The sequence below is a fragment of the Peptostreptococcus faecalis genome (genome assembly GCF_900240845.1).
In the GTDB taxonomy this organism is placed as follows: domain Bacteria; phylum Bacillota; class Clostridia; order Peptostreptococcales; family Peptostreptococcaceae; genus Peptostreptococcus; species Peptostreptococcus faecalis.
In genome coordinates this window covers 187895-207917 of record NZ_OERU01000001.1, presented here as the reverse complement: position 1 = coordinate 207917, position 20023 = coordinate 187895, and the positions used below count along the sequence as shown (strand labels likewise).

The following is a 20023-nucleotide window of genomic DNA, read 5'->3' as shown; positions in this document are numbered from 1 at the left end:
TAAAAAGGAAGAGTGATAATTATGGAAAATATTATAATAGAATCAAAAGATTTAGATATATATTATGGTGATTTTAAAGCTATTAAAAGTGCAAATATTGCATTTGAAAAAAATTCAGTTACAGCTCTTATAGGTGCTTCTGGTTGTGGTAAGTCTACATTCTTAAGATCAATAAATTTGATGAATAGAGAGGTAAAAGATTGTAGATTAGAAGGAGAAATACTATATAAAGGCGAAAATATACTCAGAGAAGATATCGATATATACGATATCAGAAAAAATATAGGAATGGTATTTCAGAGACCGAATCCTTTTAATATGAGCATTTATGATAATATAACATTTGCATTGAAGTGTCATGGTATAAAGGATAAAACTACATTAGACGAAGCCGTAGAAACTTCTTTACAGCAAGCAGCTCTTTGGAATGATGTAAAAGATAATTTAAAAAAGAGTGCTATAGCATTATCAGGTGGTCAGCAGCAGAGATTATGTATAGCAAGAACCCTTGCAATGAAGCCAGATGTGATTTTATTAGATGAGCCAACTAGTGCTCTGGATCCTATATCTACTTCAAAAATTGAGGATATGATTTTTGAATTACAAGATAATTATACAATAATAATTGTTACACACAATATGCAACAGGCGGCAAGAATTGCAGACAGAACAGCGTTCTTTCATCTAGGTGAAATAGTAGAATATGATAGAACAGATATTATATTCTCTAATCCTGCAAAGAGAAAAACAGAGGACTATATTACAGGTAGATTCGGTTAAGAAAAAAATTTGTAGAGGGGGAAGTTGTTGTGGAAAGAGTAGAGAAAAAAGGAAGAATAGTTTTAAATAATGAATTAAAGAATATGAGTGAAGAGATTTTAAAAATTGAAAAACTTGTATGCGCATCTATGGTAAAAGTTCAAAAGGCTATTACTGAAGATAATTTAGAATTGACAAAAGAAATTAAATCAGATGACGAACATATTAATAAGCTATGTATAGATTTAGAAAAGCATGCTTATAATATTATTGCATTGCAGCAGCCTATATCAGGAGATTTAAGATTAATAGTATCAATTATAAGAATAATACCAGATCTTGAGAGAATGGGAGACCACACAAAAGCTATAGCAAAAGTACTTCCATCGGTAAAAGGCTTAGACGTAAACTCTTCTATTGAAGTAATGCTAGAAGCATTAGCTCTACTTGTAGAAAGACTTGATAGAAGCATGGATGCTTTCCAAAATATGGATAGTGTAGCAGCAAGAGAAATAGCAAAGGGCGATGATGATATTGATGAATTATCTTCTCTAATGCTGAAAAAAGTAATAAAAGAAATGAAAAATGATCCAGGACATATAAAGAAGGTTTCAAAATTATTGCTACTTGCAAAGAGTATTGAAAGAATAGGAGATTATATTGTAAATATCTGTGAAACTACAGTATACCTAAATACTGGAGAGCTAGTAGAATTAATGTAATTGAATTAAAAAAGAAATAAATAATATTATATATTAATTATAAAAAAGTACCTAGCCGAAGCTTGGTACTTTTTTTGGTGTAAATAAATCATTGTAGTTTGTCTAAAATTATTGTAGATTTTCTAGATAAAATTTCTAGCTTAGAATGGAGAAAAACTGTTGCTGAACCAAGAATTTTCAGTAGCTAGTTTAATCTCTGCATCAAAAGAATCTCTATGTGCAATTTCCCAAGAAGCTAAAGTTTCTAATAATTTTTTTGCATTAGGATCTTCAGCTTTTTTAGCGGCCTCATCATAGAACTTAGCGAAGTCACTTTCCATTGCGTAAGCCATTCTCAATATTGGTAAATCATCTACAGCTTTGTTAAAGTCCATGCTCTTAATATCTCTTTCATTTATCTTGAAGATGTCTTCGCCACCTTTAAGTTTAGATACGTCAACTTGGTCAAAAGAACCATTATTTTCTAACTTTTGACATTGTTCATTTAAAATATTATAGTGATCATCTTCCATATCTGCTAATTCTTTAAAAATTTCTTTGTTTGAATTTTCTTGAACTTTGTCCAAATACATTTTGTAAAACTCAGATGCCTTTTGTTCCATATTCATTGCATACTTCAAAATTTCTACATAATTACTGTTATTCATTCGAGTACCTCCCCAATATAAATTGTTAGATTTAATTTGAATCAAAAACTAGAAAATAAATCACTTTCCAAACAACAAAATATTAAGAATATTTTGTATATAATAATTATAATATATACAAAAACTTTGTATATGTCAAGTAATGCTATATACGAGAGATACCTAATAAAATATAAAATATCATTGACTAAAAAATAGCATCTATAATTTTAAATATGTTTTTAAATATTGTTGCAAACTATTTTTTTTTATTATATAATTTATACAATATATATAGCGAAGACAAAGAGGAGTAGGCATATCTATTTTACAGAGAGAAAATCGTAGGTGGAAGATTTTTAAAGATGGTGTGTTGAAGGTAGCTTTTGAGCTAATTGTGTGAAGTAGAAATATGTGTAGCACAATTCGGGTGGTTCCGTTAAAGATTTCAAGAGCCAGTTTATATAAATTTAAACTGGAATTAAGGTGGTAACGCGAACTTTTCGTCCTTTTGTGGGTGAAGAGTTTTTTTATTTTACGGATTAAGTAATAAGTGTGACGCCTAGAATAAAAATATATTAATTAGGAGGAAATGATATGAGAGAAAATTTACCAAAAAATTATGATCCTAAAGAATTCGAAGATAGAATTTATAAGGAGTGGGTTGACAAGGGGTGCTTTAAATCTAAGATAGATAAAAACAAGAAACCTTTTACAATTGTAATGCCTCCTCCTAATATTACTGGTCAACTTCATATGGGGCACGCATTGGATGATACACTTCAAGATATCTTGATCAGATGGAAGAGAATGGATGGATTTGAAGCACTATGGATACCTGGAACAGATCATGCGTCAATTGCCACTGAAGTAAAGGTAGTAGATCAGATTAAAAAAGAGACAGGTAAGACTAAGTATGAAGCTGGAAGAGAAGAATTTCTAAGACGTGCTTGGGCATGGAAAGATGAATTCGGTGGAAAGATAGTAAATCAAGTAAAAAAACTGGGTGCATCATGTGACTGGGATATGGAGAGATTTACTATGGATGAAGGCTGTAATAGAGCAGTAACAAAGTTTTTCGTAGAGCTTCATAAACAGGGACATATTTATAGAGGCAATAGAATAATAAACTGGTGTCCAGATTGTAAGACGACTTTATCGGATATTGAGGTAGAGCATGAAGATAAAGAAGGAAGTTTCTGGCATATTAAATATCCAATAAAAGATAGTGACGAATTTTTAGAAATAGCTACTACTAGACCTGAAACAATGCTTGGGGATTCAGGAATAGCAGTACATCCTGAAGATGAAAGATATGCTCACCTTGTAGGTAAATCTGCAATACTTCCTTTAGTTGGAAGAGAGTTAATAATAGTAGCAGATGACTATGTTGATAAGGATTTTGGAACAGGTGCAGTAAAAATGACACCAGCTCATGATCCTAATGACTTTGAAGTAGGAAAGCGTCATGGATTAGAAGAAATAAATGTAATGAATGATGATGCTACAATGAACGAACTAGCGGGAAAATACGAAGGCATGGATAGATATGAATGCAGAAGAGAGCTAGTAAAAGATTTGGAAGAAGAAGGATACTTAATTAAAATTAAAAAGCATGATCATGCGGTAGGTACTTGCTATAGATGTCATACAGTTATAGAACCAAGATTATCATTGCAATGGTTTGTAAAAATGGATGAGCTATCGAAGCCTGCAATTGATGTATTAAAAAATGGTGAGTTAAAATTTGTGCCTGAAAAATTTGATAAGACTTATCTTCAGTGGTTAGAAAAAATAAGAGACTGGAACATATCTAGACAACTTTGGTGGGGTCATCAAATACCAGCATATTATTGCCAAAACTGTGAAGAGGTAATGGTACAGGAGAATTCTCCAACTAAGTGTTCTAAGTGTGGTTCTACAGATATAAAACAAGATGAAGACGTACTTGATACATGGTTTTCTTCTGGATTATGGCCATTTGAAGTACTAGGGTGGCCAGAAGAAAGTGATTTATTAGATTACTACTATCCTACAAGTGTGTTAGTTACAGGATATGATATTATATTTTTCTGGGTAGTAAGAATGGTGTTTAGTGCAATGTTCTGTATGGATGAAAAACCATTTGAACATGTATTTGTACATGGTCTTGTTAGAGCTGCAGACGGCAAAAAAATGTCAAAATCACTAGGAAATGGAATAGATCCTCTTGAAGTAATAGATGAATATGGTGCAGATGCACTTAGATTTACACTTGCAACTGGTAACTCACCAGGAAATGACATGAGATTTTATATGGAGAGAGTAGAATTTGCTAGAAACTTCAATAACAAACTTTGGAATGCGTCGAGATTTGTATTTATGAATTTAGAAAATGAAGATGTAAGTAATCTAAATAGAGATGTTGTTGAGAAGGATTTAACTCTTGCAGATAAGTGGATAATATCAAGAATAAATAGAGTAGTAGGCGAAGTTTCCCACAATATGGAAAAATTTGAATTAGGAATTGCACTACAAAAAGCATATGAGTTTACTTGGTCTGAATACTGTGACTGGTATATAGAAATAGTTAAGCCTAGATTATATGGCGATGACGAAGATGCCAAAAGAGCAGCACTTTATACTCTTACATATGTTCTAGAAAAAATATTGAAGTTACTTCATCCGTTTACACCATTTATTACAGAAGAAATATACAGTTATCTTCCAACAGTAGAGGGAAATATAATAGTATCTGAATACCCTCACTATAAAGAAGAAGATAATATGGAATTAGAAGAAGAAAAGATGAACCTTATAATGGAAGGAATAAGAAGTGTAAGAAATGTAAGAAGTGAAATGAATGTTCCGCCATCAAGAAAGGCTAAGACTATAATAGTTTCGACTCCTGATAAGAGAGAAGCTATGGAAGATGGTAAAGAATACTTCAAGTCATTAGCGTCTGCATCGGAAGTAGAAATAAAAGATACTACAGAGGGCATTCCAGAAGATGCAGTATCTATAGTAATAGATGGAGTAGAAATTTTTATCCCATTTGACGAATTAGTAGATATAGAAAAAGAAATAGAAAGATTAAACAAAGAAAAAAATAAGGCAATATCTGAAATAAAAAGAGTAGAAGGAAAATTAAATAATCCTAACTTCGTAAACAAAGCTCCAGAAAAACTTGTTGAAGAAGAAAAAGCTAAAAAAGAAAAATATGAAGATATGCTGAAAACTATTGAAGAAAGACTATCAAAATTAAGTTAGTTTTAGCTAATAAAATGATTTAATAAAAAAACTGTGTAGAACATAAGCTCTACACAGTTTTTTATTTTTGTAATTTATTTAGAAGTGTTTATCGCGTAATTATATCTTTCTTCAGCATAATCCCAGTTGATTACATTCCAAAATGCACTTATGTAATCAGGTCTTCTATTTTGATAATTTAAGTAGTATGCATGTTCCCATACATCTAGCCCTATTATAACTCTCTTAGAATCCATTACTGGAGAATCTTGGTTTGCAGATGATTCTACAGATAGCTTTTCACCATCATATACAAGCCAAGCCCATCCGCTACCAAAACGATTAGCAGCTGCCTGATTGAATTGAGATTTGAATTCTTCTAGATTTCCAAAAGTGTCCTCGATAGCTTTCTTTAAATTTCCTACTGGAACATTGCTTCCACCTGGAGCTAATAGTTTCCAGAATAGAGAGTGATTATAATGCCCCCCTCCGTTATTAATAACAGCTTGTCTTATTTCGGCTGGAACGCTATCGATATTTCTTAGTATATCCGATAGCTTCTTATCCTGAAGTTCAGCAATATCTTTTATAGCAGCATTTAGCTTATCTACATAAGCTTGATGGTGCTTAGTATAATGTATCTCCATTGTTTTAGTATCTATATGTGGCTCTAATGCGTCGTATGAGTATCCTAATTCTGGTAATTTGTAAGTCATAATAATTCTCCTTTTTTATTATAATAATTAATAACAGTTATCTGTTAGTAATTATTATACCACGAAACATTAATAATAATCATTATTATTATAAAAAATAAATATTTTCTAAAATAAAAAAAGACCCCAATTTAAATATAAACTGAGATCTATTTATATATTGTTTTAATTATCGAATAAAATTTACTTTAGGTTTTCTAATAATTTTTTTGTGTACTCCCATACTCTACCAACTGAAGATATAATCATATGTTCTTTTGGTGTATGAGCGTCAAATATGTCTGGGCCGAAACTGATCATATCAGTATTTGGTAGAATTCCTTTTAGAAGTCCACATTCAAGACCGGCATGAATAGAAGTAAGTTCAGGCTTTTTACCATAAAGTTCTTCAAAAGTTTTTACTGAAATATCTCTTAGCTCTGATTCAGCTTCATACTGCCAAGCAGGGTATGCTGAATATTCCTTTGTTGCAGCTCCGACTCTTTCCGCGATAGTGTTTACTATATCAAGTGTTTCTCTAAGAGAACTTGAAGATGCAGAACGAGCAGCAGTTACAAGTGTTAGCTTTCCATCTACTTCGCTTATTATAGCGTTATTAAGAGAAGTTTGAACTAGGTTTTCAATATCCTTACTCATAAATCTTACGCCATCAGGAAGCATCATTAAAAAGTCTATAACATTGTTGCTTAGATCTTTTTTGTAAGCTTCATCGGCTTTTGTAGGGTTGATTTCTATTTTGAAATTTGGTTCTTCAACTCTGTATTCTTCTATAATCTCTTTTGAAAGAGAGTTTAATTTTTCTTCTATTTTAGAAAAATCATCTACTTTTATTACTGCTTTTGCATAACTAGGTATAGCGTTATGTTTAATTCCACCTTCTAAAGAAGATAGAGTAATATCTTTTTTAACTGAACTCAATAATCTTCCAAGAACTTTAATAGCATTTGCTCTTTGAGTATGTATTTCAGCTCCAGAATGTCCACCTTTTAGCCCAAAAATAATTATTTCATAAGCATCTCCAGCAACATTTTCTTTTTCTAGTACAAATGTAGTGTCTATATTAGATCCACCTGAACAACTTACAAGAAAAAAACCTTCTTCTTCTGTGTCCAAATTCAGCAAACGTGTTCCTGAAAGGTGATCTGCAGTCAATTGCATAGCTCCATCCATACTAGTTTCTTCATTAGTAGTTATTAATAGCTCTATTGGAGGATGAGCTATATCATCAGCTTCAAGTATTGCTAACCCGTAAGCAACTGCAATACCATCATCTCCACCTAATGTAGTATCGTTTGCTCTAAGAACATCACCTTCTACGATCATCTCTATTGGATCAGTTTCAAAATTATGGTTAGAAGTATCTGCCTTTATAGGAACCATATCTACATGACCTTGTATAATTACAGCTTCAGAATTTTCATATCCAGGAGTAGCTGGTTTTTTAATTATTACGTTGTATATATCGTCCATATATACTTCTAAGTTTCTGTCCTTTGCAAATTTAACTAAGAATTCACTAGCTTCTTTTTCATTGCCAGAACCTCTTGGTATTTGGTTTAGTTCATAAAACCATTTAAAAACGTTTTTTGGTTCAAGATTGCTTAAGTTATTCATTTGTGGTTTACCTCCTAAAAATAAGTATAATTGCGAATAAAAAACTTTATTTTATATTAAAAAATAAAGAAATATAAAAAACTTTATTTATGTATGATATTCATAAAAAATAAAGTAAAAAATAATAACTATACTCTCTAATAATCATAGTACAATATTTACATTGAAAAAACAAGTGGAATTGAAATGAAATATCTCAAAAAATAGATTATAAAAGCTACAATATACACTCATATTTCTGTATAATATAATATATAAAATAAAATTGAAAGGGGAGTAGCTATCTTTAATTTTATAGATGGTGAAATTAATATGGATTATAAGGAATCTTTAGAATATATACATGGAATAGGCAGATTTGGAATGGTACTTGGGCTAGATATAATGAAAGAGTTGTTAAAAAGACTAGAAAATCCAGAAAAAAATTATAAAATTGTGCATGTAGCTGGTACGAATGGAAAAGGGTCTACATCGTCATATATATATAACACGCTTGTAAAAAGTGGATATAAAACTGGATTATATACTTCTCCATATCTTGAAAAATTCAATGAAAGAATTAAAATAGATTCAAGAGATATAACAGATGAAGAAGTAGCGGAATGTGCTACATATGTTAGAAATACAATAGAAGAAATGTTAAAAGACGGATTTAGACAGCCTACTGAATTTGAGGTGGTAACAGCAGTTGCCTTATTATTTTATAAAAGAATAGGTGCGGAAGTAGTCGTACTGGAAGTTGGATTAGGAGGAAGATATGATGCTACAAATGCTGTAGAATCAACTACTGTAAGTGTAATTGCCTCAATAGGATTAGATCATATAGGTGTTCTTGGAGATACAGTAGAGATGATTGCATATGAAAAGGCAGGAATAATTAAAAATAATGGAAATGTATTTTTATATGAACAATCAGAGTCTGTTACTGATATAATAAAAGAGGTATGCGATTCTAATCACGCAAAGCTTAGAGTATCAAAAAATTTGGAAGCCATTATAAAAAAATCAAATATAAATAATCAAGTGTTTGATTTTGTAGATTATTCAGGTGAATTATTTGAAGATGTCAAAATAAGAATGATAGGAAAGCATCAAGTTTTTAATGCCTCTTTGGCGATAGATGTATTAGTGTATTTAAAAGAATCAGGAGAATTAGAAAAAATAAGTAAAGAAGCTATTTATGATGGATTGTTAGATGCTAGATGGGCTGGAAGATTTGAAGTCATCTCAGAAAAACCACTTTTTATAATTGATGGTGCACATAATTTAGATGCTGCTAAATTCTTGGCAACAGAGGTGAACAGGTTAATTCCAAGTGAGTATAAAAAAATACTAATATTAGGTCTTTTAAAAGATAAGGATGTAGATGGAATTATAAAGACTCTAGTACCAAGCTTTGACAAAGTAGTAGTGACTTTACCGGACAATCCGAGAGCTATGGCTGTAGAAGAGGTCGCTTATAGAGTAGGTATGTATTGTGACGATATAGTATGTATTGAAGATGTTGAAGATTCTTTAAAATATGTAGAAGAAATCTTTAATCAAACTTCAAAGGAGAAAGTTGAAAAAAATCAAAAGAATAAAAAACAAAAAGGTAAAAAAATAAAAAATTACGATAATAAAAAAGAAAAGTACATGGTTGTTAGTGCTGGGTCATTGTATTTAGTAGGGAATGTAAGAAAGTCAGTAAAAGAAAAATTTAATAAATAAAATTAGGAAGGTGTTGCATATGCAACATCTTTTTTTTGTTTATTAAAATATAATAATCATACAGGGTAGTCAAAAACGAAAAATACTAAATAATAAATATAAACTTTTTATGGAGGAAATAACAATGAAAAATATTGAAATGTTTTGTAATCAATGTCAAGAAGCAGCAGGTAATGTAGGTTGCAGTATAAAAGGAGTATGTGGAAAGACTAAGGAAGTAGCTTTGATGCAAGATTTATTAATATATGCTACAAAAGGACTATCTGAAGTAACTACGAAATTAAGAAAAGAAGGTAAGTCAATTTCAAAGGAAGTAAATAGTTTAGTTACATACAACTTATTTACAACGATCACTAATGCCAACTTTGACGAAGAAATGATATTCAATAAGTTAATAGTTACACTAGATGCAAAAAAGGAATTGCTAAAGGAATTATCAAACTCAGAAAATTTAGGAGAAGCTGTGATTTGGGATGAAAGATGCCCTTCAAAAATGAATGAGAAAGCCAAAACTATAGGTATTCTTTCAATAGAAAATGAAGATATAAGAAGTTTAAAAACTTTGGTTTTATACGGATTAAAAGGATTGTCAGCCTACATGAAACATGCAAATGTATTAGGATACGAAGATGAAACTGTAGACGCTTTTTTACAAGAAGCTTTATACAAGACAACTCAAGATTTAGGAGCAGAAGAATTATTTAATCTTGTTATAGAAACTGGAAATGCAGGTGTAAAGGGAATGGAAGTTCTTGACAAAGCGAACACTAAGACATTTGGAAATCCAGAAATTAGTGAAGTTAATTTAGGAGTGAGAAATAATCCAGCAATTCTAATATCAGGTCATGATTTAAAAGACATGAAGCAATTATTAGAGCAAGCTGAAAGAGAAGGCGTAGATGTGTATACGCATTCAGAAATGTTGCCAGCAAACTATTATCCAGAGTTTAAGAAATTCACTAACTTAGTTGGTAACTATGGTAATGCTTGGTGGATGCAAAAAGATGAATTTGAAAGTTTCAACGGGCCGATACTAATGACAACAAACTGTATAGTACCTCCTAAGGATAGCTATAAAGATAGGCTATTTACTACAGGAGCGTCAGGTTATCCAGGATGCAAGCATATTGAAGCTGATTCAAATGGAAATAAAGATTTTTCTGAATTAATTAAGCTTGCTAAAAATCTGAATTCTCCGACTCAGATCGAAGAAGGAAATATAATAGGTGGATTCGCACACAATCAGGTAATAGCCTTAGCAGATAAGATAGTAGAAGCAGTAAAAACAGGAGCAATTAAAAAATTCGTAGTAATGGCGGGTTGCGATGGAAGACACAAAAGCAGAGAATACTATACAGAATTTGCGAAAGCTCTTCCAAAAGATAGTGTAATATTGACTGCAGGTTGCGCAAAGTATAGATATAATAAATTGAATTTAGGTGATATAGGTGGAATTCCTAGAGTCTTAGATGCTGGACAGTGTAATGATTCATACTCATTAGTTGTAATAGCACTTACACTGAAAGAAGTATTTGGGTTGGAAGATATAAATGATTTACCTATAGTGTACAATATTGCTTGGTATGAACAAAAAGCTGTAATAGTACTATTATCGTTATTAGCTTTAGGAGTGAAAAATATACACTTAGGACCAACTTTACCAGCATTTTTATCACCAGAGGTAACAAATGTATTAGTTGAAAAATTTGGAATAGCAAAAAACTCAACAGTTGAAGAAGATCTTGGTTTATTTTTTAACTAGAGTAAAACTATAGAGTAGATGAAAAGAAAGGGGCGGGTGCAAAACCGTCCCTTTTTTATTTATAAATAAAATATTTTGACAAATCAGTTTTTTATACTGTAAATTGATTGTTAAATAATGTATAATAGTATTTAAAGATAATACAGAATATTAAGATATCGAGGTGTTGGTAATGAAAGAAATTAAAGCAGGAGAGTTTAGACAAATTTATATTAGGATGTTACAACAAGAAAAATTTGTTGAATCCATTATAAGAGTATCTGAAGAGGAGATGCTTGACCTAGACTTGAAAAATGATTTGGATGAAAATATTGGAGTATTAGAGCAAGGTGATGTAGATGAAATCACTAAGAATCATTTCAAGGATCCTAAGTGGCTTTGCGATAACGTTCAGATAGTTGAAAGACGATTTGCTTATGCTGTAAAGAAAGTAATAGAAAAAGATGAAAGTCAAATGTTAAATCTAGAGACAGCAATTTATGAGCTAGGGCAAACGTGGGAGCCAGATTATAAAGATCTTCCAGTAAGACATACATATAATTTGATTAGAAACTTGCTTTTAGATGGTGTTGCTAGTGAAGAAATAAATGAAATAATAAGTGAAAATGATGATGAAATCGTATGGAAGAGAAAAAGGTCTACTACTCAAAAATATTGGACTTATTTGGACATTGATTTTAATAAATATTTTTTACCATTGAGAAGAGCCTTTATACAAGGATTTATTGAAAAAACAGATATTGAATTTAAAAAATTAGATGATACAGTCTGTGTATTATCTAAAAGAAGATAACTATATAAGAAATATATAAAAACAAAGAGACTATGTACCTGTTTTGAGGAGAATAGTCTCTTTTTGATTAGAAAATATTATAAAAATTTATATTCCTAGTATTTCTTTTATCATAGTATATTTTTCCATGTAGCCTTCATTCCATTTTTCACAAAGATCTTTAGCATCTTCTTCTGTGTCAACATTTAAATTAAGAGTCATGATGTTTTTTCTGCCTTTGACAATTATCAAAGTTACAACATATGTAGTATCTCCTTGAAGAGAGTAGTTGGACTGACGCTTGATCTGAGAAGAAAAAAGATCTTCTCCATTATCGATTATATACTCATCTATTGTATTTTTAAAATAGTCAGGAATTCTATTTTGAAAATAAACAAGTACTTCTAGCCCATTTTGAGTGATTGCGTATAGTGTAGTGTCATTTTTTGTATAGGTTGTAATGAACTTTGATTCTATCATTTTTGGAAGTAATGTCAGTAAAGTGAAGTAGTTCATAACATCTGTTCCAAGAATAATTTGTATAAGCTGTGAATCAGTTATACCATCATCTGTATTATTTAAAGTATATAAAATGACTAGTTTTTCTAAAATCAAATCATCTGTGCTGTTGTTAATCATAATTTGGCCTCCTTCGAAAGCATTTTATTTAAAGTATTATATAATTGATTTTATTAAAAAAAAGTAATAATGTCAAAAATAAATTATAACCAATATTTATTGAATCTGTAGAATTTTTGTAAACAATTCAATCTATATATTAATATAATGTAACCTTTTGAAATCAAAAAGATATATTATATTCACTCAATATATGTTACAATTATAATGTTTGTAAGAAGAAATTTAATTGAGCGTTAAAATTTAAATTTATATTTTTAAACAATATCTATAGAATAAAGAAATGTCAGATGAAATAAAATTTTTTACTTTATTACTTTATATAATAAAAATGTATTTGGGGGGCATAATGTTTAAAAAATTGAAGACTAAAAAAATTAAAAAAATTGCAGCGGTTTGTCTTTCGATATTTTTTCTGATGCCGTCTGTTACCTCTGTTAATGCACAAAGATACAATGATTCATACTCTGTTTCCTCGGTAATTTCTGATATGAAAACAGGGCGAATAGTGTATCAAAAAAATCCTGATAAAAAGGTTGCTATGGCGAGTTTAACAAAAATGATGACTTTGCTAGTGACATTTGATGCTATCAAAAATAAGCAGGTTGGTAAAGATGACACAGTGAGTATTTTATCTACAGATGTAGATAGGAATGGTACTAACATGCTATTAGAGCAAGGAGATTCAGTAACTTTAGGAAATTTAATGGATGGAATGATGATAGTATCTGCAAACGATGCCGCTCTTGCTATTGCACATCATGTAGGTGGAGACTATAATAAATTTGTTGAAATGATGAATGAGAAGGCTAAAGAGATAGGTATGGAAAACACTATCTTTTACAATTCAAATGGACTACCTCTTTCTGATGAGAAAGAAAAAACCTCTGTTGAAAATACCACTACAGCAAGAGATGTATTGATTCTTTCAAAGTGGCTTTACGAAAATTACCCAAAGGAAACTACTGAAATTACTGACAAGATGAAATTTGTATATCCACAAAAAAATATCGATAAAGAAAATACGAATCCACTTTTGCCATTAATTGGAGAAGTAGATGGACTAAAAACGGGGTTTACGCCTCAAGCAGGTTATTGTCTTGCGTATTCAATGTCAGTAGACAAGACGAATGGAAATGATGGAAAAAATAGATTGATTGGAGTGAGTATGGGAGCTCCTAGCAAGGAAGATAGAAAAAAAATATCATTTGAAGCTTTAAAATATATATCAGAAAATTATAAAACGAAAAATATTGCTCCTAGTGGAAATAGTGTAGTTTGCACAAATATAAATGGCATAGAAGGATTAAAAGTAAACTTAACAACAGAAAAGGATTTATATGCAATTAAAAAAAATACAGAAAAATTTACATATGAAGTTAAGTTTAAAAAAATGAGTATAATCGATAGTGAAGATGGATCATTAGGACATTTAGAAGTAAAAGACTCTTTTGGAAACATTGTTGCTGAGTCAAATCTATATGCGGATGTTCCGATAAGTGATATGCCATTTGAAAAAAGAGTAATCATTACATTTACTTCAATATACAATTTTTTTACAGGAAACAATGAAAATACAAATGAATACCCAATAATTACTTTATAGTATTAAAATGGAATTAAACGGCTACTGAATTCAGTAGCCGTTTAATGTTATTTAATAAAAATTTTATATTTATCGTAATTTTCTGGGCTTAGAGAAATGTTTAATTCAATACCTACTTCTGTTAAAGCAAAATCATCCATTTTCAAGGATTCAGTTTCTTTTATTTCATTGAAAACATCGTATCTAGAGTAAGGTATAAGAAGTTTAGTATACATATCGTAAGGATACAGATTATCTTGAAGCATCTCTAAAAATTCATTGAAGTTCATTTCAGTCTTGGCAGATAAATAAAGTGTATCATTATCACCTTCAGGTATTTCGTCAAGTTTATCTGCTTTATTATAGATAGAAATATTTTTCTTGTCTTCAACACCAATTCTTTTTAAAGTGTATTCCATAATACTCTTTTGGGCATCTAGTCCATTAGAGCTAGCATCATATACAGTCACGATTAAATCAGCATTTGCAACTTCTTCAAAAGTAGATCTAAAAGCTGTTCTAACTGTTCTAGGTATATCACTAACAAATCCAACCGTGTCTACAAGAAGAAAATATTTGCCGTTCATCAATCTAGATTTTCTAAGAGACACATCTTGCGTGGATAACATTTTATGGGCAACCAATATTTCACTTTCCTTTGAGTGATAAGGATCCTTTTCAATTAGTTTATTTATTAGAGTAGATTTACCTGAGTTTGTATATCCTATGAATGCTACTAGAGGTATATCAGAGCTAGATTTTTTTGTTCTCTGAACAAATCTATTTTTAACAACTATACTGATTTCAATGTCTAGAGCAGATAGTTTTCTATTTATTTTATTTTCATCTGTTAAAAGCCTTTTTCCGTTTGGAGAGTTTACACCAATTCCATCTGAATATTTATATTTATTTTGAAAGGCTTCAAGTTTTGACAGTCTATACTTGAGTTGTGCTTTTTCAATTTGAAGTTTTGATTCTCTTCTATTTGCTCTTGATGAAAATATATCTAATAGAAGTATAGTTCTATCTACTATTTTTTTTCCAGTGACAAGCTCCATATTTTTCATCTGTGTTCCGGATAATTCATCTATTACAACAATTATATTTATGCCAAGTTCATCTGCTTGTACAGTTAGTTCATCTAGAGTAGGCCTATCTAGGTAGTAATTTTCATCTATTTTTTGATGTAGTATTAATTCTGCTTTCACTTCTGATCCGGCTGACTGAACTAATTCTTTTAACTCAATCATGGATTCTTCAACACTTGTAGCGTGAATAGTTTGTCCTTCAACTACAGCTAAGGTAAGGGCAACTTCTTCAAAGTCGGCTGTGTCTTTATTCGAAATTATTAGATTATCCATAATTACCTCCCTATTTTAATTAGTAAATTATTTTTTATTTGATTTTTATATACTCTTTGTAAAGATTGTAGTCTTCCTCGTCTAGTGATACAACTAGATCGATTCCTTTTTCAGTGTATTCAAATTCATCTATATGATATTTTTCTTTGATAAGGTTAAAAATATTACCCTTGTCAAATGGTAATAATAAATTCACCTTGTATGTATTTTCCATTAAACAATTTTGAATTAAATTCATTAATTTATCCATATTTATGCCTTTTTTAGCAGAAATATATACGAGATCGTCATGATTCTTCGGATAGATATCAAGGTCTAATTTGTCAATTTTATTGTAAACAGTAATTGTCTTTTTATCATCAGCGCCCAAATCTTTTAAGACACTTTCTGTTGTTGTTTTTTGTATATTAGAGCTAGAGTTAGTAGAATCAATTACATGTAATATTAAATCAGCATATAAAACTTCCTCTAAAGTTGCCTTAAAAGCATCTATTAAATCATGTGGCAATTTGCTTACAAATCCAACTGTATCTACTATTAAAAATTCTTTTTTATTTGGTAAGCTAGCTTTTCTAAGAGTTACATCTAGAGTAGCAAAAAGCATATCTTTTGTAAAAACCTCTTTTTCTCTTTCGTAGTCAGGATGTGTTTTTATAATTTCATTTAAAATTGTGGATTTTCCCGCATTCGTATATCCAACTAGAGCTACAATAGGAATTTTATTTTTACTCCTTTGCGATCTTTGTATGTCTCTATTTTTAACGACTTGTTTTAACTCTTTTCGTATTACGGCAGCTCTGTTTAGTATATGTCTTTTATCTTTTTCTAGCTTTTGTTCACCAGGACCTCTTGTTCCGATACCAGCACCGGTTCTACTCATTTGTCCACCCATACCATACAGTCTAGGAAGTCTGTATTTTAACTGAGCAAGTTCGACTTGCAACTTACCTTCCTTGCTAAGAGCTCTTTGAGCAAAAATATCTAGTATTAGAATAGTCCTATCTATTATTTTTTTGCCTATAATATTTTCTATATTACGTATCTGTGCACCGGATAATTCATCATTGAAAACTATCATAGTGGCATCTAGGCTTTCTGCATATATTTTTATTTCTTCTATTTTTCCACTTCCTAAGTAAGTAGAAGTTTCGATGTAGGATCTATTTTGTATTACTTCTCCTACTACCTCTGCTCCTGCAGCAAGAACTAGTTCTTTTAGTTCAGCCATTGAGTCTTCTATATTTACATCTGAAGAATTTTTATTTGAGGTAATATTTAGACCTACGCAAAGTGCTTTTTCAGGTTCATTATCAATTTTGTGATTGTTTACACTTAAGTCATTTAGCATATTTTTCATATATAACAAACAACTCCTTTCATTGTGATTATAAGTGTTTGTAAGTTATTATTAACTTGATTATAACATATAATTTAAATATGAAAATAATTAAGTAGATATTTTTCTTTACACTAATAAAAAATTATAGTATAATAAACAAGTCATGCTGTGTACAGTATGTCTAAGGCATTGCCTTTAAATGGACAATGTAGTGGAACTAAAGGAAGTACGCAGAATAAAAGTTAAGGTGTGTTATTCTGAAAATTTTATTTTAGTTTTCGCACATCCATTCAAACGCAAGTGGATAATGTGTAAAGTGCACATCCATAAAAATTAATTTAAAAAGGAGAAAAATATGTCATCAATTACTAGAGGTCCAAAGTTTAAATTATCTAGAAGACTAGGTTTAAACGTTTGTGGACATCCAAAAGCAATGAACAGAGCTGGAAGAGGAACTGCAAGAAGCGATAAGAAGCTTTCTCCATACGGACAGCAGTTATTAGAAAAGCAGAGACTAAGAGCTTACTATGGTGTATCAGAAAAGCAAATGAGAATTTATGTAAAGAAAGCTCAGAAGGTTAGAGAAGCAACAGGTATTGCCCTAATAAGAACTCTTGAGTGTAGACTAGACAACCTTGTTTATAGAATGGGTCTTGCAAATTCTATAAAGCAAGCTAGACAGATGGTAGCTCATGGAAATATTCTTGTTAATGGCAAGAAGGTAGATATTCCTTCATTTATAGTAAGTGTAGGGGATGAAATATCTCTAAAAGAAAAGCTTAGAACAAACGAATTATTCAAGGCTAACTTCGAAGCAGCAGCTTTAAATGAAAATTCATATATAACTAAGGATCAGGCTAACTTTGCTGGAGTTTTAACTAGATTACCAGAAAGAGAAGAAGTTCCAATAGAAATAAATGATGCTCTTGTAGTTGAGTTCTACTCAAAATCATCATTATAAGAAAAAATTAAAAATCAAATTTTTAAATTTAACCGTTGTAAATACTTTTATTTACAACGGTCTTTTTTTATTTTATTAACAAATATAATTTTATGATATTGAAAATTTAAATATTGTAAAAATCACTTTACCTTAGATATAAAAAGATAGTTTCCCCTTATATCGGAGATGTATACTTTAGTATTTGGATCTATTTTTTCAAGTGAATAAACGTTTACTTCCATATCATTAATTAAAGCTTTTCCCCTGTTGTTCTTATTTAGGGGCGTTATGAGTATTCCCTCTTTATTTAAATATTTTAAATTTTTTCTCTTTGAAGAATATCTACCAAATTCTCTTACGATCAATATTAATATACTTATGGTAATATATGCAATAAAAGCTGTTTTATAGTCTTTTGCAAATAATATGGAAAGAGCTAATGCACCAGTAAAACTGTTATTAACTCCTAATGTTTGCGTTTTTCCAGTAACAAAATCATCTTTATCTCTAGCTTCTAAGTAACTAACATATAAAACTATTATTAAAAATAATATTAATACATATAAAAGAGGAGGTTGTGTCGTATATCTAGTAATATTATTGAAAAAATTTACAAGTAAATACGAAAAAATTATCATAGGAACTATTCCTAAAAGTATTATTAAAAAGTCTTTTTGTCTGCCATTGTTTAAAGAAATTTTCATTATAAAATCCTCCTATTAAATTTAATTTGTGCATACATTAACAAATATTGATAAAACATATCTTACAAATAGATATAACAAGTATATATTATATTATAACACTAATATAATAACTGAATTAGTTACAAAAAATAAAAAATTTAATAGATTATTTTTGAAAATATATTTTAACAAAATTGTATTATAATATTTTATATATCTGCTTATAATGATATAATGTATATAGTTAGCTAATTCAAAAAAATGCTAAAATTCAAATAATTTATTAAGAGGTTTTTTTAAAATTAAGGCGAATATATATTTATTAGCTGATTATTAAATTTAAGGAGGGGATAAACTTGGTAATAGGATGGGAAAATATTGATAACCTTGATGATTACTATATTACATATCTCCTTTATAAAGAGTCCCGCACTGTTTTGCAGATATCAAAAATAAGAAACAAGTCTGTGGAAGATGTAAATGACGATTTGATAAAAGCAAAGCTATCGATAAGAGAATATAACAAGTCTAAAGAAACTAAGGTAGAAAGCATCATAGAATATTATTTATCTCTTTCAAAAGATGATAGGCTGAAATATATAAAAAATATGTCTGAATACGAGTATGAAAACTTTAAGAAAGATGTGCATCGTGGAATATTAGATTTACAAAATATCGATGATTTGATTGTATTAGTTTGGACAGCGGGTGAACTAAAAGACAGTGAATTTTTGAAATTAATTTATCCACTCACTGAAAAGAAACACTCTAACATGAGGCGTATAGCATATTCGGCAATCGGCAAAATTGGAGATAAAGAAAGTGTAAGTATACTAGAATTAGGTTTGTTAGATACTAATCCTCAAGTAAGACAGTATTGTGCAAGATATCTTGGTAATATCGGTAGTAAGAGTAGCATAAGGATTCTTGAAAACCTTGTTACAAAGAAAGCTGATTTTGAAAAAGAATATGTTCTAAGAGCGGCACAAGACTCTTTAGAAAAACTCTATTTAAAATTTGAAATCAGAAAATAAATCTGCGTAGGTGCGTGGAGTTAGTTTACTAAAGAAAATGGAGGGGTTCAAAATGATAGTGAGACGTTGTTCTGGTGGTGTTGTTTTTTATGCAAATAAGGTTTTATTGGTAGAAAATGATAAAAACGAATGGACTTTACCAAAAGGTAAAATAATTGGTGAAGCTCTTCCTCATGAAAGTGCTATTCAGAGAGTTAAACTTGAGACAGGAGTAGAACCAAAAATACTCGATATTGCTGGAGATACTATTTATGAATTCTTCTCTAGAAGTAGAAATCAAAGAGTGTGCAATGCTGTTATGTGGTATGTAATGGAAGCTGAGACTGCAGATACTAATATTTCAAATGAATTTGCAAATGGTGGTTTTTATAAAGTAGCGGATGCTCTGGAAATGTTAACACATAGCAAAGAAAAATCTTTAGTGGACGTTTCTTATAAAAAGTATAAGAATTATAAAAAAAATGGAGATAGTGGAAATATATTTACATCAAAAAAATAAAAAATTATTATAAAAATATGCCTTGATA

At 30.1% G+C, this 20023-nt stretch carries 17 protein-coding genes and 1 other annotated feature; of the genes, 10 read left to right on the top strand and 7 right to left on the bottom strand.

What is annotated here, in order from left to right:
- Positions 1–21 precede the first annotated feature (21 nt).
- Together pstB and phoU are read left to right on the top strand one after the other, a co-directional pair.
- Positions 22–780, top strand: a complete 759-nt coding sequence (gene pstB / locus C0982_RS01050) for a phosphate ABC transporter ATP-binding protein PstB (protein WP_101772401.1) — start codon at positions 22–24, stop codon at positions 778–780.
- Positions 781–809: 29 nt separating this feature from the next.
- Positions 810–1481, top strand: coding sequence for a phosphate signaling complex protein PhoU (gene phoU / locus C0982_RS01045; protein ID WP_101772400.1), 672 nt, complete (start codon positions 810–812; stop codon positions 1479–1481).
- A 140-nt stretch (positions 1482–1621) separates the two neighbouring features.
- Here phoU and C0982_RS01040 read toward each other — a convergent pair whose 3' ends face one another.
- Positions 1622–2128 (bottom strand): ferritin-like domain-containing protein, encoded by a 507-nt coding sequence (locus tag C0982_RS01040; protein ID WP_101772399.1) that lies wholly within the window; start codon positions 2126–2128, stop codon positions 1622–1624.
- A gap of 270 nt (positions 2129–2398) precedes the next feature.
- Positions 2399–2621 (top strand) — a binding site (T-box leader).
- A gap of 83 nt (positions 2622–2704) precedes the next feature.
- Here C0982_RS01040 and C0982_RS01035 point away from each other — a divergent pair.
- Positions 2705–5356, top strand: a complete 2652-nt coding sequence (locus C0982_RS01035; protein ID WP_101772398.1) for a valine--tRNA ligase — start codon at positions 2705–2707, stop codon at positions 5354–5356.
- Positions 5357–5430: 74 nt separating this feature from the next.
- Here the strand turns inward: C0982_RS01035 and C0982_RS01030 are convergent, their stop codons facing one another.
- Positions 5431–6051 (bottom strand): superoxide dismutase, encoded by a 621-nt coding sequence (locus tag C0982_RS01030; RefSeq protein ID WP_101772397.1) that lies wholly within the window; start codon positions 6049–6051, stop codon positions 5431–5433.
- Positions 6052–6234: 183 nt separating this feature from the next.
- Entirely contained in the window at positions 6235–7665 is a 1431-nt protein-coding gene (locus C0982_RS01025) for an aminoacyl-histidine dipeptidase (protein WP_101772396.1), read from the bottom strand.
- A gap of 312 nt (positions 7666–7977) precedes the next feature.
- Between C0982_RS01025 and C0982_RS01020 the strand changes: the two genes are divergently transcribed.
- The 3 genes from C0982_RS01020 to C0982_RS01010 all read left to right on the top strand — a co-directional run bounded on the left by C0982_RS01020 (position 7978) and on the right by C0982_RS01010 (position 11930).
- Complete coding sequence (locus C0982_RS01020) at positions 7978–9375, top strand: bifunctional folylpolyglutamate synthase/dihydrofolate synthase (protein ID WP_101772395.1); 1398 nt, start codon at positions 7978–7980, stop codon at positions 9373–9375.
- Positions 9376–9499: 124 nt separating this feature from the next.
- Positions 9500–11137 (top strand): hydroxylamine reductase, encoded by a 1638-nt coding sequence (gene hcp, locus C0982_RS01015; RefSeq protein WP_101772394.1) that lies wholly within the window; start codon positions 9500–9502, stop codon positions 11135–11137.
- A 172-nt stretch (positions 11138–11309) separates the two neighbouring features.
- Entirely contained in the window at positions 11310–11930 is a 621-nt protein-coding gene (locus tag C0982_RS01010) for a hypothetical protein (RefSeq protein WP_101772393.1), read from the top strand.
- Between the two features lie 87 nt (positions 11931–12017).
- Here the strand turns inward: C0982_RS01010 and C0982_RS01005 are convergent, their stop codons facing one another.
- On the bottom strand, positions 12018–12548 hold the full coding sequence (locus C0982_RS01005) for a DUF4364 family protein (RefSeq protein WP_101772392.1): 531 nt from the start codon (positions 12546–12548) through the stop codon (positions 12018–12020).
- A gap of 349 nt (positions 12549–12897) precedes the next feature.
- On the opposite strand from C0982_RS01005, the gene C0982_RS01000 reads away from it, so the two are divergent.
- The gene (locus C0982_RS01000; RefSeq protein WP_180946834.1) at positions 12898–14154 is read left to right on the top strand and encodes a D-alanyl-D-alanine carboxypeptidase family protein; all 1257 of its coding nucleotides are present in this window, start codon (positions 12898–12900) and stop codon (positions 14152–14154) included.
- Positions 14155–14201: 47 nt separating this feature from the next.
- On the opposite strand, the gene hflX (C0982_RS00995) is transcribed toward C0982_RS01000, so the two are convergent.
- Positions 14202–15494 carry a GTPase HflX gene (gene hflX, locus C0982_RS00995; RefSeq protein WP_101772390.1) on the bottom strand — a complete coding sequence of 431 codons (1293 nt, stop codon included), beginning with the start codon at positions 15492–15494 and terminating at the stop codon, positions 14202–14204.
- A gap of 34 nt (positions 15495–15528) precedes the next feature.
- A complete protein-coding gene (hflX, locus tag C0982_RS00990) occupies positions 15529–16842 on the bottom strand; it encodes a GTPase HflX (RefSeq protein ID WP_101773182.1) in 1314 nt (437 codons plus the stop codon).
- Positions 16843–17188: 346 nt separating this feature from the next.
- Between hflX (C0982_RS00990) and rpsD the strand changes: the two genes are divergently transcribed.
- Positions 17189–17794 carry a 30S ribosomal protein S4 gene (gene rpsD / locus C0982_RS00985; protein ID WP_101772389.1) on the top strand — a complete coding sequence of 202 codons (606 nt, stop codon included), beginning with the start codon at positions 17189–17191 and terminating at the stop codon, positions 17792–17794.
- Between the two features lie 122 nt (positions 17795–17916).
- Here rpsD and C0982_RS00980 read toward each other — a convergent pair whose 3' ends face one another.
- Entirely contained in the window at positions 17917–18480 is a 564-nt protein-coding gene (locus C0982_RS00980; RefSeq protein WP_101772388.1) for an NfeD family protein, read from the bottom strand.
- 338 nt (positions 18481–18818) lie between these two features.
- Here C0982_RS00980 and C0982_RS00975 point away from each other — a divergent pair, with 338 nt between their 5' ends.
- Positions 18819–19496 (top strand): HEAT repeat domain-containing protein, encoded by a 678-nt coding sequence (locus C0982_RS00975; RefSeq protein WP_101772387.1) that lies wholly within the window; start codon positions 18819–18821, stop codon positions 19494–19496.
- A 52-nt stretch (positions 19497–19548) separates the two neighbouring features.
- The gene (locus tag C0982_RS00970) at positions 19549–19995 is read left to right on the top strand and encodes an NUDIX domain-containing protein (RefSeq protein WP_101772386.1); all 447 of its coding nucleotides are present in this window, start codon (positions 19549–19551) and stop codon (positions 19993–19995) included.
- Positions 19996–20023 lie beyond the last annotated feature (28 nt).